This window comes from Curtobacterium herbarum (genome assembly GCF_016907335.1).
In the GTDB taxonomy this organism is placed as follows: Bacteria; Actinomycetota; Actinomycetes; order Actinomycetales; family Microbacteriaceae; genus Curtobacterium; species Curtobacterium herbarum.
Genome location: NZ_JAFBBT010000001.1, coordinates 2,659,837 through 2,675,763 on the forward strand (window position 1 = coordinate 2,659,837; position 15,927 = coordinate 2,675,763).

Here is a 15,927-nt window from a genome sequence, read left to right on the forward strand (position 1 = left end):
GACCGCGGCGCTCCTGCGCTGACGACTGGTCGGCGTTCAGTCTGCGGCCGCGAAGTTGCGGAGGACCGCACGGTCGTCGTCCGCCCGCGACGCCCAGACCAGCTCGCTGCGGTGTGCGCTGCCCTTGAGCGGCAGGAGCACCACGCTGTCCGGGGCCGCGAGCGCCGCGCTCTCCGGCAGGACCGTCACCCCGAGGCCGACACCGACCAGGTGCAGCACGGTCGCCCAGGTCGTCGCCTCCTGCACGATGCGCGGCCGTCGACCCCCCTCGGCCACGGGTGCGGTGTTCCGTTCGGTCGCGAGCGTGCCGGCCTCGGCGGGGAAGAACACGAACGGGTCGTCGAGCAGCTCCGGTCCGCGCACCGACGGGCGGCCGGCGAACCGGTGGTCCCGGGGCACGGCGGCGACGAACGGCTCGCTGCGGAACCGGGCGAAGCGCACCCCGTCGACCGGGTCCGGATCGCGCACCACCGCCAGGTCGAGCTCCCCACGCTGCACGGCGACGACGAGTCGGGAGGAGAACCCCTCCGTCAGTTCCACCCGGACCAGCGGGTAGCGCTGCCGGAACCGCTGCACCCGCTCGATCGGCCCGAGCGGCAGCGCCGACACCACGAACCCGACGTCGAGCCGACCCGCCTCGCCCCGGCCGACGCGGACGGTCTCGTCGAGGTCCCGCCGTGCCTGGGCGAGCAGCGAGCGCGCCCGTCCCTGCAGCACCCGACCGGCCGGCGTGAGGGCGACGCTCCGGGACGTCCGGGCGAACAGGTCGACGCCCAGGGCGACCTCGACCCGCCGGATGAGCTGCGACAGGGCCGGCTGCGCGATGCCGAGGTCCGCCGCCGCCCGGCCGAAGTGCAGCTCGTCGGCGAGCGCCAGGAACGCCCGGAGCTGGCGGAGGTCGACCTCGGGTGCACGATCCATGCGCCGATGGTATCGATCCGTCCGAACGAGTATTGGACAGCACTGCATCGGTGTCCCGAGGATGGACCCATGCCCGCCACCACCCGCACCACCGGCGACCCGATCGTCGTCGACGACCTGTCCTCCGATGCCGACGCCGCCGCGTTCCGGTCCCTCAACGAGCGGTGGATCACGACGTTCTTCACCCTCGAGGACGAGGACCGTCGACTGCTCGGCGACCCGGTCCGGCACATCGTCGAGCCGGGCGGCGTCGTCCTCGTCGCCCGGATGGGCAACGAGGTCGTCGGCTGCGTCGGCCTCGCCCCGCACGGCACCGACGAGTTCGAGCTCGTCAAGATGGCCGTCGACCCCGACCACCAGGGCCACGGCACCGGCCGGGCACTCATCCACGCCGTGATCGACCGGGCGCGGGAGCTCGGCGCGCGCCGCGTGCTGCTCGAGACGAACAGCTCGCTCACGAGCGCGATCCACCTGTACGAGACGACCGGGTTCCGGCACCTCGGCGCCGACGAGCACCCGCCGAGCCCCTACGTCCGGGCGGACGTGGCGATGGCGCTCGACCTCTGACGAGCGGCGTGGTCGTCGGTCGTCGGTCGTCGGTCACCGGTCGTCGGTCACCGGTCACCGGTCGCCGGCGGCGGTCGCCGTCGCCGTCGCCGCTCCGCGGGGCGGCCGGGAGGCCGGGAGGCCGGGAGGCCCTGGACGCGACCACCGGTCGGGCCAGGCCGGAGTGCGCAACGCTCGACGGGCCTCCCGGCCGGTCCGCGTAGCGTCCGTCGCATGCCCCGCGACCAGTACGAGTTCAGCGACCCGACCACCCGGTACCCGAACACCAGCCCCGAGCCGCAGCAGCAGCCCGAACCGGGCCTGGAGTCGCGGATGGACCCGAAGCCGGACCACGGCGAGGACTCGTACCGCGGCACCGGACGGCTCACCGGGCGCCGTGCGCTGATCACCGGCGCGGACTCCGGCATCGGCGCAGCCGTCGCCATCGCGTACGCACGGGAAGGTGCGGACATCGCACTCGCCTACCTGCCCGACGAGGAAGAGGACGCGCAGCGGATCGTCGCCCTCATCGAGGCCGAGGGACGGAAGGCCGTCACCATCCCCGGCGACCTGACCGCCCGGAACTACCCCGCCGTGCTCGTCGAGCGCGCCGTCGCGGAACTCGGCGGCCTCGATGCCATCGTCGCCTGCGCCGGCAAGCAGCACTGGCAGGCCGAGATCACCGACATCAGCGACGAGCAGCTCGTCGACACCTTCACGGTGAACGTCCTCTCGCTCTTCCGCCTCGTCCAGGCCGCACTCCCCCACCTGCAGCCCGGGTCGACGATCATCACCACCGCGTCGATGGAGGCGTACCAGCCGGCCCCCGACCGCCTGGACTACGCCGCCTCGAAGGCCGCGATCAACAACTTCTCGAAGGGTCTGGCGCAGCAGCTCATCGGCCGCGGCATCCGGGTCAACGTCGTCGCTCCCGGCCCGACCTGGTCCGTGCTGCAGGTGTCCGCCGGGGTCGACCCAGAGACCCTGCCCGACTTCGGGTCCAGCGAGTCGCCGATGGGCCGGCCTGGACAGCCCGCCGAACTCGCGCCCGCGTACGTGTTCCTGGCGTCGCACGAGTCGAGCTTCGTCGCCGGCGAGACCCTCAACGTGAACGGCGGCATGGTCACACCCTGACCTGCTCGGGTGTCCCTCGTGCGTCGCGTTGCTACGCTCACGGCATGGCGACGCACGAGGTCCAGGCCGTCCGCGAGCAGGGCATGTGGCAGGTGTTCATCGACGGGTTCCCCGTGACCGAGGTCCGGCGGTGGCCGTCGGTCGCGTTCGTGGCGCGGGAGTGGATCTCGTTGACCGACCAGGTGCCCTCGCGTGAGGTCGACCTGCACGTGACCGTCATCGGCCGCAACCACTTCGCTCCGGTCGCCTGAGGGCGGGTTCCGACTGCGCAGCTCTGACCGGAGCGGTCAGTCCGCCGCTGCCACCAGCTGCTGCGCCCGCTGGTACGACACGTCCAGCAGCGGTCCGATCTCGCGGAGCGTCAGACCGGCGTCGTGGAGTTCCTTCGCAGCGGCCGCGGTCTCGCGCCCGGCCGCCCGTCGAGCGCGGTCCGCCTCGGCGCGGAGTTCGCTCGCCCGGTCCAGGTGCGCCCGAACGGAGTCGGGCAGCACGATCTCGATCCGCACCGTGAAGTCGGCCGCTGGCCGATCGTGCATGTTCGCCAACCAGTCGCGTGCCATCGGCTCGATCTCGCGCTGTCGCCGCGCCTGGGTCCGCAGCGCACCGTCGATCCAGACGAGCCAGTAGCGTCCGTCCCGCTGTGCCCGCACGGTGTGTGTCGTCGTCATCGTCCGTCCTTCCCGTCGTCGCACGCGCGGATGATCGCGCGAGCGAGCATCTCCCGGACCTCCCGGTGCCGTGGGATCTCGATGCGTTCCCCTCCGAAGAGGAAGACGTCGTGTCGTCCGCCGTGCCGCAGGAACACGAAGGGAACGCCGAGTCGATCTGCTCGCTGACGGAGGTCGCGGATGAGGTCCGCACGCTTCACGATAGAAGTCCAACTCGGATTGGACAAGTTTGTCCAGCGGCGTTGGACGGTGGGACGCGATCGTGTTCGGTGGGGCACCCGTCAGGCCACGTGCCAGACGACCCCCTCCTGCGCACTCGACGGGTAGGCCGCGGCGATGCGGAACACCGCCTCGCGCAGGGTCTCCGGCGAGCACGCCAGGTTGATGCGGGCGAACCCCTTGCCCTCGGCACCGAACGGCAGCCCCGAGTTCAGTGCGACGAACGCGTGCTCCCGGAGCGGCACCGCCGGGTCGTCGCCGAGGCCGAGCCCCCGGAAGTCGAGCCACGCCAGGTAGCCCGCACGTGGCCGGGAGTAGACGACACCGGGCAGGTGCTCGGCCAGGAGCTTCGCGAGGAGCCGGTCGTTGGCGACGATCCGGTCGATGACGTCGTCGAGCCAGCTGACAGCCAGGCTGAACGCCGCCAGGTTGGCGTGCAGCCCGAGGATGCTCGTCCGGCAGGCGACCTCCTCCCACAGCGTGTCGAGGAGCGCGGCCGTCCGGGCGTCCCCGGCGACGATCACGGAGCACTTCACGCCGGCCAGGTTCCAGCCCTTGCTCGCCGACGTCACGCACACGCTCCGCGCACCGAGTGGTTCGGCGATCATCGCGAACGGCGTGAACTGCACGCCGGGGTGCGTCAACGGTGCGTGGATCTCGTCGCTGATGACCAGGACGTCGTACCGGGCCGCGAGTTCCGCCAGTGCGGTGAGGTCGGCACGGTCGTGCACCAGGCCGATCGGGTTGTGCGGGTTGCAGAGCAGGAAGACGCGGACACCGTCGGCGAAGGCCCGCTCGAGGCCGTCGAGGTCCAGCCGGTAGACGCCCCACTGCTCGCGGAGTGGGACCTCCTCGACCTGACATCGGGCCTCCTCCACCAGCTCGAAGAACGGCGGGTACACCGGCGGCGTGATCGCGACCCGGCCGCCGTCGGGCAGCGCGAGGCGCAGCGTCTCGACGATCCCCACACTGACGTCCGTCGCCAGGTACACACGCGCCGGATCGACGTCCCAGCCCCAGCGGTCACGGGCGAACCCGGCGAACGCGGGAGCGAGCGGCCCGGGCCCGTCGAGGTACCCGAGGTCCGACTGCTGCACCCGCTCGATGAGGGCCTGTCGGATCTCCGGCGCGACCTCGTGGTCCATCTCGGCGACGAACAGGGGCAGCACGTCGGGCGCGTACCGCGTCCACTTGATGCTCGTGCGGACCCCGCGGAGCGTGCCGACCGGGTCCTGTTCGTCGCTCGCCATGCATCCCAGCATGCCTCGGCCGGGAGGCTCGGGGCGAGTCCGCACGTCATCCTGCGTCGTCTGCGCCCGCCGCCGAGCCTCGCCCGGGCGGACACTTTGCCCCCGCCACCTGGCGCAGGGTGTCCGCGCAGCCGAGCCTCGGCCGACCGCGGGCGGACCGGGCAGCGCGCACCCGCCTACTGTCGGCGGCATGACCACGAGCACCGCCGAGAAGGCAACGACCCTCCAGTCCCTGCACTCCGCCCCCGAGATCCTGCGCGTCGTGAACGTCTGGGACGCGATCAGCGCGAAGACCGTCGCCGCGCTGCCCGAGACCCGCGCGATCGCCACCGCCGGGCACTCGATCGCCGCGATGTACGGCTACGAGGACGGCGGCATGTCGCTCGGCCTCGCCCTCGCCGGCGCGAAGACCGTCGTCGACGCGGTGGACCTGCCGGTGACCGCCGACCTGGACGACGGCTACGAGGACCCGGCCGAGACCATCCGCCGCGCGATCGGCATCGGCGTGGTCGGCGCGAACGTGGAGGACCGCCTGCGCCCGTTCGACGAGTCCGTCGCCCGCGTGGCCGCGATCGTGCGCGCCGCCGAGCAGGAGGGCGTCGCGTTCCAGCTGAACGCCCGCACCGACGCGATCGCCCGCGGCGGGGACCGTCCGATCCAGGAGAGCATCGCGGACGCCATCGCACGCGGCAAGGCGTTCCTCGACGCCGGTGCACCGCTCGTGTTCGTCCCGGGCGGCCACCAGCGCGAGGTCGTCGAGCAGCTCGTCGAGGGCCTCGGCCGCGGCAAGCTCAGCGTGATCGGCCTGCCGGGCGCCCTGCCCGCGTCCGAGTACGAGGCCCTCGGCGTCGCCCGCATCTCCTACGGCCCGCTCACCCAGCGTGTCGCCCTGCGCGCACTCCGCGACCTCGCCGCGGACCTGTACCTCGGTGGCGTCGTGCCGGAGGACACCCCGACGCTCAACTGAGCGACGGGGTCGGAGACCCCGCCACCTGACGGACGGGAGGCCCGGTACCAGCTGGTACCGGGCCTCCCGTCCGTCGTCGTGCCGCCTCCGTTGTCGGGCCGTCTGCGTCGACGTCAGGTGGACAGAACGGCGATCGTGGCGTACTGTTGCTTGTTGGTGCATTGCAGCGAACCCATCTGACTCGCGCACACCGACCGTCTCGAACCGATCCCCCTGGGTCGCATTCCAGCGAGACCAACGCTCCCCGACTGGCGAGCATGCACGTCGAATGCCGACGTGCGCGTCCGCGCTCCTGCGGCCGACGAGACCATGGAGTCCGTCCGGCCCCGCGCGACGCCGAATGACTGAAGAAAGACAGCACCATGACCACGAACGAACGCACCATCATCACCGGGACCGCCATCGCGGCCCCCATCGTCTCCCCCGACCGCATCGCCGAGTTCCCCGTCCGCGAGGACCGCTCGCAGCGCGAGTACCTCGTGCGCATGCCGGTCGACGACCTCGGGCTGTTCCTGACGCCCGGCGTCCGTGTCGCCGTCGACGGCGAAGCGGGCTGGGTCGTGCCCGGCCGCTCCTGGCGCGGCGAGGCCAGCCGGACCATCCTGCAGGCTCGCGCCGTACAGGCTCCGGAGCTGGCGCTGGCCGCCTGAGCACCGCAGCACGTCGGAACGCCGTCCCTCCGGGGGCGGCGTTCCGTCGTTCCGAGGTCGGCCTACCTCGCCTGGTCGCCCTCGGCTGCGCCGACGAACCGCGGGCGGCCGTCCGCGTCCACGGGCTGCTGCCCACCGCACGTCGCCGCAGCGTCCCGCAGTCGGCGGATGAACGCGGCGTCTTCCGGCTCGAGCTCGTCGTCCGGTGCCTCCCGCACCACGATCTCGCTCGCCGGGCCGATCAGCATCGTCGTCCGTTGCACGGCGCCGTCCTCGCCGACCGTCGGCACCGCGATCGTGTCCGTCCGGATGTTCGCACCGAGGACCGCCGCGTAGTCCGCGATGGCGTCGGCGATCAGGTCCCCCGTCAGGATGTCCGTGCTGTCGTAGTGGATGAACTTCACGTGTCGCCCTCCCTCGTGCCGACGGTAGGCACCGGGGTGGGGCACGCAGTACAGGATCGGGCACGAGGCGCGGGCGGTGGACAACTGGCCGTGTGCGCTCGCCTCATCCACAGCCCGGTAGCGTCGATCGTCGATCGTCGATCGTCGATCGTCAAGCGGCGATCGTCGAGCGGTGAGGAGTTGCCATGCAGCACGAGCACATCGCGCGGCTGATCCGGCTTGCGCGTGAGGACGTCGGCATGAGCCAGGAGGCGCTGGCTGCCGTCGTCGGTGCGGCGGCGTCGTCGATCGCGGCCCACGAGGCCGGTTCCGAGACACCAGACCCCGAGACACTGCAACTGATCACCGCGGCGACCGAGATGCGGCCGAGCATCCCGCTCGTCGTCCACGCCGACCGGATCCGAGCCGAAGCCACACGTCATCGTCTTCACGACGTGCGGGTGTTCGGATCGGTCGTCCGCGGGACCGACACCGCACGGAGCGACGTCGACCTGGTCGTCGGGACCGAGCCGGGCGCGGACCTGTTCGACCTCGGCGGCTTCGTCGTCGCCGTCGAAAGGCTCACCGGGTTCCCCGTCGATGTGATGACTGAGGAGCAGCTCGACGATGAGTACTTCGCGCACGTGCGGGACGACGCCGTCCCGTTGTGACCGCGACCGTACCGTTCGGCTGCTCAACTCCGATGGTCGCGCGATCGCTCCGGAGCGGTGAGACCGCGCCAGAAATCAGACTCACACGCGTTCTGCTCGACGAGCACTGGCAACATCGGCGCCGAGGTGCCGGTCCGGCTGGTCAGGTCGTCGAGCGACACGACGACGTCCAGTACAGATCTCGGACCGAACTGCCCGGCAAGCTTCTTGGCGCGGCTTCGGACGTTGTTCGGGGTGGGCCCTGCATCGACCACCGAGTGATGCCACATCCGGCTTTGGTGCGCGCAACGGTTGCGGAGGTAGACGAGCGCCTTCACGCGCGCAGCGAATCCCGACTTCGCGATCCCGATACTCGAGGCGACCGCGCCGGCTAGTGTTCCTCGACCACCTCGTTCGATGGTCTTTGACAGCGTCCCGAAGGACAGGGCTTCGACTGCCGACCAGACGGGGAGCTTGCTGTAGTCGGAGTGCTCGCCCGTCTCGAGGCGATAGCGCAGGATGTGGCGGTCTCTGCTCCGAGCGATGTCCCGACGACAGGATGCAACGGTCGGCTCCCGGCCGGGGACGTCTGTGTAGAAGTCCCGCTCGAGGTAGCGGACGTACGGCCCATGCTGGTCAGCGATGACTCGAGCCGTGTGCGATCGGAGGAGCAGCTCTACCTCCGCAAGCGGTCGGACGAGAGCGATCCGGACGGCTTGGTCGGCGTCGTAGACAGCGCGGACCTGCTCGAACGTCGTGCCGGGGTGGAAGTCGTTGTTCCCGAGGTGCGGGGCAACCTGGAAGTACCGCGCGTAGCCGGAGAAGCGGTAGTAGTTCGATGCCGCCAGGAATCGACGACAAGCTGCCTCGTCGCCGATCGCGAGCCCCCGTCGGAGCAGAAGGGCAACCTGCTCGTCCCAAGACAGACTCGGCTTCACGCGCATCCCCCCGCGAACGAAAAGGCCCCTCCCATTTGAGCATCGTCGAGAGGCTTGGGAGGGGGTCGATTGCTTCCACTCTAGCCGAAGCACCGTCCTGCGAGGGTGGCAAGAGTACTCGGTTTTGGGGTCCGTCTGACGTCAGAGCAGGTCGCCCGTCGGGTAGAGGACCCAGGGGCCAATACCAGTCTCGGGGCAGTGCTCGTCCATCACCCGCGTGACCACCGAGTAGTCCGCCGGAGCACGGCGGTACATCAGCGTGACGAGGTGGACGTCCGTCTCGACATGGCCGCCGGGCCAGCGGGCCTCGTAGCGGATGGCACGCTTCGGCCGCCGCAGCCATTGCGGGGGACGGGTCTCCGCGACGGCACGAAAGACCGTCGGCAACTCATCCGCCTGGTCTGACCGCTCGGCTGCAGTTCTGCGTTCCCCCACCCACGTGATCCTAGGAGGGCGACGCGTGCTCGAGCATCAGTTGTTGAAGCGGAACTCCACCACGTCGCCGTCCTGCATGACGTACTCCTTGCCCTCGATGCGGGCCTTGCCCTGCGACCGCGCCTCGGCGATGGAGCCGGTGGCGACGAGGTCGTCGAACGAGATGACCTCGGCCTTGATGAAGCCCTTCTCGAAGTCCGTGTGGATGACGCCGGCAGCCTGGGGAGCCTTCCACCCCTTGCCGATCGTCCACGCGCGGGACTCCTTCGGCCCTGCCGTCAGGTAGGTCTGCAGCCCGAGGGTCTCGAACCCGATGCGCGCGAGCTGGTCGAGGCCGGACTCGGTCTGACCCGTCGACTCGAGGAGCTCCTTGGCGTCCTCCGCGTCGAGGTCGATGAGCTCGGACTCGACCTGGGCGTCGAGGAACACGGCCTGCGCCGGTGCGACGAGCGCTGCGAGCTCGGCCTTCCGCGACTCGTCGGTCAGGATCGCCTCGTCGACGTTGAAGACGAAGATGAAGGGCTTGGCGCTGAGCAGCCCGAGCTCCTTGATCGGCTCGAGGTCGACCTTGCTCGCCGAGAGCAGGACACCCTTCTCGAGCTCGGCCTTCGCGGCGGTCGCCGCCTCGAGGACGGCGGGCTCGGCCTGCTTCAGCTTGAGCATCTTCTCGTAGCGGGGCAGTGCCTTCTCGATGGTCTCGAGGTCGGCGAGGATCAGCTCGGTGTTGATGACCTCGAGGTCGTCCTTCGGCGAGACCTTGTTCGCCACGTGCACGACGTCGTCGTCGGTGAACCCGCGGACGACCTGCGCGATGGCGTCGGCTTCGCGGATGTTGGCGAGGAACTTGTTGCCGAGCCCCTCGCCCTCGCTCGCACCCTTGACGATGCCGGCGATGTCGACGAACGACACCGGCGCGGGCACGGTCTTCTCGGAGTGGAACAGCTCGGCGAGCTGGTCGAGGCGCGGGTCGGGCAGGTTCACCACGCCGACGTTGGGCTCGATGGTGGCGAACGGGTAGTTGGCCGCGAGCACCTGGTTCTTTGTCAGGGCGTTGAACAGGGTCGACTTGCCGACGTTCGGGAGACCGACGATTCCGATGGTGAGAGCCACGGGAGGACAGCCTACCGGCGGCAGCCCGGCGGGGCCGACCTGCGCCTCCAGGCCGGCACGCTCAGATGGCGGCGACGCGCTCCTCGACGACGGCCAGGACGTCGGCCTGGAGGCGCTGGGACGCCCGCCAGTCACCCGACACCTCGAGCGCGTGGTCGGCCTGGTCGATGGTCTGGAGGCGCGCCCGCGTCCCCCGCACCAGGTCCGGCCGCCAGACGGGATCCGCGGCGCCGCCGAGCGCGACGTGGGTGTCGTCGGCTGCGGCGAGCGCCTGGCGGACGGCGTCGTTGGTGAGGACCGGCGTGAGCCAGACGCCGGGCACCGCCTCGGCGAGCGCCCACGGCAGGGCGGCGCAGCCGAACGACTTGGCGACGACGAGGTCCGGTCGGCGCCCCGCGAGCGCGCTCGTCAGTTCGTGCTCGACGAAGCGGACCGGGTCGGCTGCGGCGATGTCGTCGACCGTCCACCGAGGTGCGACGACGGTGCAGCCGGCCTGCCGGACGATGGCGTCCGTCCACCAGAGCAGGGGCGCCTGCTGGCCGTATCCCGTACCCGCGAGGACCAGGACGAGCGGGCTGTGCGGCGCGGGGTTCTCCATCTGCGCGGGGTTCTCCATCTGTTCAGGGTAGGAGCGGGGGCACCACGCCGCGCCCGGTTCCGGTGATGTCGGTTCTCCGTGCAACGATCGACGGCGTGCTGAACTTCACCGCCATCGACTTCGAGACCGCGAACAACTCGCCCGCCAGCGCGTGTTCCGTCGGACTCGTCAAGGTGCGCGGCGGTCGCGTCGTCGACCGGGCCTCCTGGTTCATCCGTCCGCCGGCCGGCCACGACGACTTCCTGGAGTGGAACACCCGCATCCACGGGATCGTCCAGACGGACGTCACGCACGCGAAGTCGTGGGAGCAGCAGTACCCGGACCTCGTGGCCTTCGCGGAGGGTGACGTGCTCGTCGCGCACAACGCCCGGTTCGACATGGGCGTGATCGCGGGCGGGTGTGCGGCGACGGGCATCGAGATCGCCGAGCACCACTCGATGTGCTCGCTGCAGGTCGCCCGCAAGACCTACACGCTCGACTCGTACCGCCTGCCGATGGCCGCGATGGCCGCCGGGTTCTCGGGCTTCCAGCACCACGACGCCGCTGCCGATGCCGAGGCCTGCGCCGCGATCGTCGTGCACGCCGCCGGGTTCCACGGGGTGCCGACGGTCGAGGCCCTCGGTGCCGCGACCCGGGTGACGATCAACCCCGTGCGCGCCCGCGTCGAGAAGCCGAAGGCGGCAGCGCAGCCTCGGCTGTCCCGTCGTCCGATGGTCTTCTCCGACTGACGCAGTCCCGCAGGCGCGTCGTGGTCACCGCCTCAGTCGATGACGGCGCGGCCGATGCCGGCGCGGCCGGTGGTGCCGCCGCGCCCGGTGGTATTGTCACGACAACCTGCCCGGCACCCGTCCTCGGGCTCGTACTCCCCTCCGAAGGACCGCGATGACCAACGATGGCCAGCTGCCGTCCGACCTGTTCATGGACCTGGACCGGTCGGGTCCGATGCCCCTGTACCACCAGGTCGCCTCGCGCATCGAGGAGTCGATCCGCAACGGCGCGATGCCGCCCGGCGCACGCCTGGAGAACGAGATCGCCCTCGGTGAGCGCCTCGGTCTGTCCCGCCCCACGATCCGTCGGGCCATCCAGGACCTGGTCGACAAGGGCCTCCTCGTCCGCCGCCGCGGCATCGGCACGCAGGTCGTGCACGGACCCGTCACCCGCAAGGTCGAGCTGACCAGCCTGTACGACGATCTGACGCAGGGGTCGCAGCAGCCGACGACGAAGCTGCTCGACCGGACCGACGTGCCGGCGACCCCGGTCGTCGCCGAGGCCCTCGGCGTCGAGGTCGGAGCCACCGTCGTGCACGTGCTCCGCGTCCGGTTCGCCGAGGACGTCCCGATGGCGGTTCTCGAGAACTACCTGCCGCCGGAGTTCGCCGACATCACCGACGAGGACCTCCGTGCCCACGGGCTCTACCAGCTGCTCCGGTCACGCGGGGTGACGATGCGGGTCGCGAAGCAACGGATCGGTGCCCGTGCGGCGACGGACGACGAGGCCGGGCTGCTCGAGATCGAGGACGGCGACCCCGTGCTGACGATGAGCCGGACAGCGTACGACGCCTCGGGTCGAGCGGTCGAGTACGGCCTGCACTGCTACCGGCCGGACCGGTACTCGTTCGAGGTCACGCTCGTCGACAAGTAGGGCTCGGCCGCCGCGTCAGCTGGCGGAGGGGACGCCGAGTTCGCCGGTCAGGTACTGGGCGCGACCGAAACCGAACGACCAGTCCTGGGGGCCGTTCTCGACGTAGCCGATGAAGACGTCCTCCGAGGCGACTCCGACCCCGGCGAGCGCGTCGTGGATCGCGGCGTAGAGCGCCTGCTTCGCCTCGTCCGAACGGCCGCGCTGCGTGAAGACCTGGATCATGACGACACCCTCGGTGCGCTCGAAGCCCAGGCCGGCGTCCTGCGCGATGATCTGCGTCGCCGGGTGTTCGGTGATGACCTGGAAGCGGTCGCGCTCCGGGATCCCGTAGACGTCGACGATCGCCTGGTGCGTGGCGTCGGCGATCGCGCGGACTGCTTCGGGGGTGCGCCCGGTGGCGAGGTCGAATCGGACGAGCGGCATGGTGCCTCCTGCTGGTGGTGACTTTGTCAGGACATACTATCGCCTCTCCGTCGCTGCAGCGGACCGGCGTCATCCGACGCCGACGACGGACGGGAGGCGCGTCACCAGCTGGTGACGCGCCTCCCGTCCGTCGTGTGGCCGAGTGGCCGGTGGCCCGTCCCAGAGGCCCGTGACCCCGTGGGCCGGCCCGGTCAGATCTCCGGAGTCAGATCACCGGAGTCGGGGCGTCGAACGTGAGCGGTCCGTCGACGCGCGCCACCTCGTGCCACGCCCCGTCGGCGAGCGAGGCCTCCGCCGCCTCCACGATCGATGCTGCTGCGAGCCCGTCCGCCACCGAGGGCGCGAGCTGCCGCCCACTCCGGACGCTCGCCAGGAACTGCGCTGCCTCGATCGTCTTGAGGTCGTCGTAGCCCATCGCGGTGCCGGCACCGGGCTGGAAGCGGGCGAACTCGCCGTCACCGGGAGCGACGTACACGGTCGTGTAGCCAGCCGCCTCCTGCCCGTCGAGGCAGACCTGCAGTTCGTTCATCCGCTGGAAGTCCCAGCGGATCGAACCCGCCGTGCCGTAGACCTCGATCGTGTACTCGGCGTGCGGGCCGTGCACGACCCGGCTGGAGTCCATCGTGCCGACCGCCCCGTCGTCGAAGCGGAAGAGCAGGGCTGCGTAGTCCTCGTTCTCGACGGGCTTCGTGTCCCCGGTCGCTGCGGCGCTGCGGTCGACGATCCCCGCACCGGGCAGTGGGCGTTCGGTGATGACGGTCTGGGCGAGTGCGGTGACGCTGGCGATCCGGCCCACGAGGTACTGCGCCAGGTCGAGGCCGTGCGACAGCAGGTCACCGAGGACTCCTGAACCTGCACGTTCTCGCTCGAACCGCCAGGTCAACGGAGCGGCCGGGTCGGACGAGTAGTCGGCGAGCAGGGAGCCACGGACGTTCGTGATCCGGCCGAGTCGCCCGCTGCGGATGAGGTCGCGGGCCCGTTCCACCGCCGGTGCGTGCCGGTAGTTGAACCCGACGCTCGTGATCACGCCCGCCTGCTGGACGGCGTCGTGGATGTCGCGGGAGTCGCTGGCGTACCGACCCATCGGCTTCTCGATCCAGAACGGCTTGCCCGCCTGGGCAGCGGCGATCGCCATCTCGCGGTGCAGGAAGTTCGGTGAGCAGATCGAGACGACGTCGACCTCCGGGTCGGCGAGGACCTCGTGCCAGTCGGCCACGGCACGTTCGTACCCGAGCCGTTCCGTGGCCTGCTCCCGGGCCTCCGGAACCGGATCGGCGGCGACCACCAGGCGCGGCTGGACCCCGAGTTCCGGGAAGTGGTCCGGCAGCGCCCGGTACGCGCGGGAGTGCAGCCGCCCCATCCAGCCCACCGAGATGAGGCCGACCCCGATCGTGTCCATGACCATCGACGTCGTCCTACTCGGCCGGGACGATGATGTCCCGGACCAGGGCGTCGAGCTTCGCGTCGGCGTCCAGGAACTGCCGCAGCGTCTTCACCGTGGCGCCGAACCGGTCGAACTCGTCGATGGTCATGCCGTCGACGTCGTGGCCACGGGCGAACTCCGGCGTCGCGCGGCGGAGCGCGTCGATGACGTGCGCCGGGACCTCGTCGTCGATGGCGTCCGGCCGGAACGGGAACGCGTTGTCGTTGATGTCCTTCGTCCACTGGAAGGGCGGCGACACGACGAGGTCACCGCCCTGGAACTCGGACCACTGCAACGCGTTGCGGAAGGCCGCCACCAGCACCCGCGAGCGGAACCCACGCTCCTGGAACACCCGGTACGCGTTCTTGACCGCGGCGACCCCGGCCCACTCCAGGTACCCGGGGTCGATCAGCACGTGGTCACGCGCGACGACGGCCTTCAGCCAGTCGTCGAGCCGGCCGGCCATCAGCGTGACGACGTGGCCGAACTCCTGCTCGGGCAGGCCGTCGGCGGCGCGGCGGTCGAGGGCGCGCTCGATGGCCGCGCCGACGGCGACGACCTGCGCCACCGTGAACGAGACGGTCGCGTTGATCGAGACACCACGGTAGGCGGCTTCCTCGATGGCGGCGATGCCGACCTTCGTCGCCGGGATCTTCACGATGACGTTCGGCGCGAGGCCGGAGAACCGAACCGCCTGCTCGACGAGGGCGTCACGGTCGCGGTGCAGTCGCGGGTCCGTCTGCATCGAGAGTCGTCCGTTGCGGCCCCCGGAGGCCTGGAACGCCGGCAGCAGCTGCGCGGCGGCGTTGACGGAGAGCTCCTCGACGGCCATCCAACCGAGTGCGGACTCCCCCGCGGTCGGGTGTTCCTCGGCGAGCTGCCGGATGCGCGGCACCCACACCTCGGGGTCCTGCTGGATGCACGTGTAGGCGATGACCGGGTTGCAGGTCGCCCCGACCGCACCGTACTCAGCGATCGCGGTCGCGAGCTCGTGCGGGTCGGCGGAGTCGTTCCACAGCGCGGTCGGGGTCTGCTCCGTCGCCTGCAGGGTGACCGGGCGGTCGTCGACCGCGGCCGTGCGGTGCGTCTCGATCGTGCTCGTCATCGGTGGAGTCCCTTCGTGATCTGGTCGAGCTGGAACCGCGACACCGCATCGGCGTTCTCGTCCTCGGCGAAGACGCTCGACACCGCGACGGTGTCGTCCCGCGCCGAGAACCCGACACGGTCGAGCGCGCGCCAGAACGCGTCGAAGTCGACGTCGCCCTGCCCGACCGGCAGGTGCTGGTGCACCCGGACCGGGTTGCCGGGCGGGTTCGTGATGTACCGGAGGCCGTGCGAACGACGGTGGTCGTACGCGTCGGCGACGTGGACCAGCTGCAGCGAGTCGCCGGCCGCGTCGATGACCGCGTCGATGTCCCCGCCGTAGTGGAAGGTGTGGCACGCGACGTAGACGAAGCCGATGTTCTTCGAGTTGAGCCCGCGGATCACCCGGAGCGCCTCGAGTCCGTCCTCGACGAAGTCGTCGGGGTGCGGGTCGATGAGCACCCGGAGGTCCGCGTCCTCGATGATCGGCAGCAGTTCCTCCATCGCCCAGTAAAACTGCGCCTCGGACTCCTCGGCACGCTCGGGGCGGCCGGAGAACTCGGTGTTGATGGTGTCCACGCCGAGCCGCTTCGTGATCTCGATGACCCGCTTCCACTGCTTGACGGCGGTCTCACGGGTCTCGCGGTCGGGTCCGGACCAGCGGAGCACCGGCAGGACCGACGCCACCTGCACCCCGGCGTCGACGCAGGCCGCCGCGAACGCGTCGACGAGGTCGTCGTCCGCCTTCGGGTGCCGGTAGAACGGGATGAAGTCCCGGTGCGGGGTCAGCTGCAGGTACTCGTACCCGAGGTCGGCGACCTTCCGCGGGAACTCCAGCAGGTCCAGGTCGTGGTGGAACGGTGTCGGGTCGAGCGCGATCTTCGGCAC

The 15,927-nt window shown here is 70.7% G+C and carries 21 protein-coding genes; 8 read left to right on the plus strand and 13 right to left on the minus strand.

Annotation, left to right across the window (positions count from 1 at the left end; all coding sequences use genetic code 11):
- Positions 1–36: 36 nt before the first annotated feature.
- Positions 37–921: a LysR substrate-binding domain-containing protein gene (locus JOD51_RS12600; protein ID WP_204609003.1), complete on the minus strand. Its 885-nt coding sequence runs from the start codon at positions 919–921 to the stop codon at positions 37–39.
- A 69-nt stretch (positions 922–990) separates the two neighbouring features.
- On the opposite strand from JOD51_RS12600, the gene JOD51_RS12605 reads away from it, so the two are divergent.
- The 3 genes from JOD51_RS12605 (at position 991) to JOD51_RS12615 (ending at position 2,852) form a co-directional block, all read left to right on the plus strand.
- Positions 991–1,488: a GNAT family N-acetyltransferase gene (locus JOD51_RS12605; protein WP_204609006.1), complete on the plus strand. Its 498-nt coding sequence runs from the start codon at positions 991–993 to the stop codon at positions 1,486–1,488.
- A gap of 213 nt (positions 1,489–1,701) precedes the next feature.
- Positions 1,702–2,601, plus strand: a complete 900-nt coding sequence (locus JOD51_RS12610; protein ID WP_204609008.1) for an SDR family oxidoreductase — start codon at positions 1,702–1,704, stop codon at positions 2,599–2,601.
- 44 nt (positions 2,602–2,645) lie between these two features.
- On the plus strand, positions 2,646–2,852 hold the full coding sequence (locus JOD51_RS12615) for a hypothetical protein (RefSeq protein WP_110823655.1): 207 nt from the start codon (positions 2,646–2,648) through the stop codon (positions 2,850–2,852).
- A 36-nt stretch (positions 2,853–2,888) separates the two neighbouring features.
- Here the strand turns inward: JOD51_RS12615 and JOD51_RS12620 are convergent, their stop codons facing one another.
- From JOD51_RS12620 to JOD51_RS12630, 3 genes are all read right to left on the minus strand, one after another.
- Entirely contained in the window at positions 2,889–3,269 is a 381-nt protein-coding gene (locus JOD51_RS12620) for a hypothetical protein (protein WP_204609010.1), read from the minus strand.
- A complete protein-coding gene (locus JOD51_RS12625) occupies positions 3,266–3,469 on the minus strand; it encodes a hypothetical protein (protein WP_204609012.1) in 204 nt (67 codons plus the stop codon). Before JOD51_RS12625 ends, JOD51_RS12620 begins: the two co-directional genes overlap by 4 nt.
- A gap of 81 nt (positions 3,470–3,550) precedes the next feature.
- Positions 3,551–4,738: a MalY/PatB family protein gene (locus JOD51_RS12630; RefSeq protein ID WP_239539873.1), complete on the minus strand. Its 1,188-nt coding sequence runs from the start codon at positions 4,736–4,738 to the stop codon at positions 3,551–3,553.
- Positions 4,739–4,928: 190 nt separating this feature from the next.
- On the opposite strand from JOD51_RS12630, the gene JOD51_RS12635 reads away from it, so the two are divergent.
- Both JOD51_RS12635 and JOD51_RS12640 read left to right on the plus strand, forming a co-directional pair.
- Entirely contained in the window at positions 4,929–5,705 is a 777-nt protein-coding gene (locus tag JOD51_RS12635) for an isocitrate lyase/PEP mutase family protein (protein ID WP_204609016.1), read from the plus strand.
- Positions 5,706–6,067: 362 nt separating this feature from the next.
- A complete protein-coding gene (locus tag JOD51_RS12640) occupies positions 6,068–6,355 on the plus strand; it encodes a hypothetical protein (RefSeq protein WP_204609018.1) in 288 nt (95 codons plus the stop codon).
- Between the two features lie 62 nt (positions 6,356–6,417).
- On the opposite strand, the gene JOD51_RS12645 is transcribed toward JOD51_RS12640, so the two are convergent.
- Complete coding sequence (locus JOD51_RS12645) at positions 6,418–6,759, minus strand: hypothetical protein (RefSeq protein WP_204609021.1); 342 nt, start codon at positions 6,757–6,759, stop codon at positions 6,418–6,420.
- A gap of 185 nt (positions 6,760–6,944) precedes the next feature.
- Here JOD51_RS12645 and JOD51_RS12650 point away from each other — a divergent pair, with 185 nt between their 5' ends.
- Positions 6,945–7,409, plus strand: coding sequence for a nucleotidyltransferase domain-containing protein (locus JOD51_RS12650; protein WP_204609023.1), 465 nt, complete (start codon positions 6,945–6,947; stop codon positions 7,407–7,409).
- Positions 7,410–7,432: 23 nt separating this feature from the next.
- On the opposite strand, the gene JOD51_RS12655 is transcribed toward JOD51_RS12650, so the two are convergent.
- From JOD51_RS12655 to JOD51_RS12670, 4 genes are all read right to left on the minus strand, one after another.
- Positions 7,433–8,326 (minus strand): Abi family protein, encoded by an 894-nt coding sequence (locus JOD51_RS12655; protein ID WP_204609025.1) that lies wholly within the window; start codon positions 8,324–8,326, stop codon positions 7,433–7,435.
- Between the two features lie 141 nt (positions 8,327–8,467).
- Positions 8,468–8,761, minus strand: coding sequence for a hypothetical protein (locus tag JOD51_RS12660; protein WP_204609027.1), 294 nt, complete (start codon positions 8,759–8,761; stop codon positions 8,468–8,470).
- A 36-nt stretch (positions 8,762–8,797) separates the two neighbouring features.
- Entirely contained in the window at positions 8,798–9,871 is a 1,074-nt protein-coding gene (gene ychF, locus JOD51_RS12665) for a redox-regulated ATPase YchF (RefSeq protein ID WP_204609029.1), read from the minus strand.
- A 61-nt stretch (positions 9,872–9,932) separates the two neighbouring features.
- Positions 9,933–10,487, minus strand: a complete 555-nt coding sequence (locus JOD51_RS12670) for a hypothetical protein (RefSeq protein ID WP_204609031.1) — start codon at positions 10,485–10,487, stop codon at positions 9,933–9,935.
- A 47-nt stretch (positions 10,488–10,534) separates the two neighbouring features.
- Between JOD51_RS12670 and JOD51_RS12675 the strand changes: the two genes are divergently transcribed.
- Complete coding sequence (locus JOD51_RS12675) at positions 10,535–11,197, plus strand: exonuclease domain-containing protein (RefSeq protein ID WP_204609033.1); 663 nt, start codon at positions 10,535–10,537, stop codon at positions 11,195–11,197.
- 154 nt (positions 11,198–11,351) lie between these two features.
- Positions 11,352–12,110, plus strand: coding sequence for a GntR family transcriptional regulator (locus tag JOD51_RS12680; protein WP_204609036.1), 759 nt, complete (start codon positions 11,352–11,354; stop codon positions 12,108–12,110).
- 15 nt (positions 12,111–12,125) lie between these two features.
- Here the strand turns inward: JOD51_RS12680 and JOD51_RS12685 are convergent, their stop codons facing one another.
- From JOD51_RS12685 to JOD51_RS12700, 4 genes are all read right to left on the minus strand, one after another.
- Positions 12,126–12,533 (minus strand): tautomerase family protein, encoded by a 408-nt coding sequence (locus JOD51_RS12685; protein WP_204609039.1) that lies wholly within the window; start codon positions 12,531–12,533, stop codon positions 12,126–12,128.
- A gap of 205 nt (positions 12,534–12,738) precedes the next feature.
- Positions 12,739–13,932: a Gfo/Idh/MocA family protein gene (locus JOD51_RS12690; protein ID WP_204611209.1), complete on the minus strand. Its 1,194-nt coding sequence runs from the start codon at positions 13,930–13,932 to the stop codon at positions 12,739–12,741.
- Between the two features lie 16 nt (positions 13,933–13,948).
- Positions 13,949–15,061 (minus strand): transaldolase family protein, encoded by a 1,113-nt coding sequence (locus JOD51_RS12695; RefSeq protein WP_204609042.1) that lies wholly within the window; start codon positions 15,059–15,061, stop codon positions 13,949–13,951.
- Entirely contained in the window at positions 15,058–15,927 is an 870-nt protein-coding gene (locus JOD51_RS12700; RefSeq protein WP_204609045.1) for a sugar phosphate isomerase/epimerase family protein, read from the minus strand. Before JOD51_RS12700 ends, JOD51_RS12695 begins: the two co-directional genes overlap by 4 nt.

What these genes read in the sequence shown, in the direction of transcription:
- JOD51_RS12615 (WP_110823655.1), top strand. Translation starts at nt 2,646, where the DNA reads ATGGCGACGCACGAGGTCCAGGCCGTCCGCGAGCAGGGCATGTGGCAG.
- JOD51_RS12695 (WP_204609042.1), bottom strand. Translation starts at nt 15,061, where the DNA reads ATGACGAGCACGATCGAGACGCACCGCACGGCCGCGGTCGACGACCGC.
- JOD51_RS12650 (WP_204609023.1), top strand. Translation starts at nt 6,945, where the DNA reads ATGCAGCACGAGCACATCGCGCGGCTGATCCGGCTTGCGCGTGAGGAC.
- JOD51_RS12630 (WP_239539873.1), bottom strand. Translation starts at nt 4,738, where the DNA reads ATGGCGAGCGACGAACAGGACCCGGTCGGCACGCTCCGCGGGGTCCGC.
- JOD51_RS12610 (WP_204609008.1), top strand. Translation starts at nt 1,702, where the DNA reads ATGCCCCGCGACCAGTACGAGTTCAGCGACCCGACCACCCGGTACCCG.
- JOD51_RS12680 (WP_204609036.1), top strand. Translation starts at nt 11,352, where the DNA reads ATGACCAACGATGGCCAGCTGCCGTCCGACCTGTTCATGGACCTGGAC.
- JOD51_RS12605 (WP_204609006.1), top strand. Translation starts at nt 991, where the DNA reads ATGCCCGCCACCACCCGCACCACCGGCGACCCGATCGTCGTCGACGAC.
- JOD51_RS12635 (WP_204609016.1), top strand. Translation starts at nt 4,929, where the DNA reads ATGACCACGAGCACCGCCGAGAAGGCAACGACCCTCCAGTCCCTGCAC.
- JOD51_RS12640 (WP_204609018.1), top strand. Translation starts at nt 6,068, where the DNA reads ATGACCACGAACGAACGCACCATCATCACCGGGACCGCCATCGCGGCC.
- JOD51_RS12670 (WP_204609031.1), bottom strand. Translation starts at nt 10,487, where the DNA reads ATGGAGAACCCCGCGCAGATGGAGAACCCCGCGCCGCACAGCCCGCTC.
- JOD51_RS12620 (WP_204609010.1), bottom strand. Translation starts at nt 3,269, where the DNA reads ATGACGACGACACACACCGTGCGGGCACAGCGGGACGGACGCTACTGG.
- JOD51_RS12675 (WP_204609033.1), top strand. Translation starts at nt 10,535, where the DNA reads ATGTCGGTTCTCCGTGCAACGATCGACGGCGTGCTGAACTTCACCGCC.
- JOD51_RS12685 (WP_204609039.1), bottom strand. Translation starts at nt 12,533, where the DNA reads ATGCCGCTCGTCCGATTCGACCTCGCCACCGGGCGCACCCCCGAAGCA.
- JOD51_RS12600 (WP_204609003.1), bottom strand. Translation starts at nt 921, where the DNA reads ATGGATCGTGCACCCGAGGTCGACCTCCGCCAGCTCCGGGCGTTCCTG.
- JOD51_RS12690 (WP_204611209.1), bottom strand. Translation starts at nt 13,932, where the DNA reads ATGGACACGATCGGGGTCGGCCTCATCTCGGTGGGCTGGATGGGGCGG.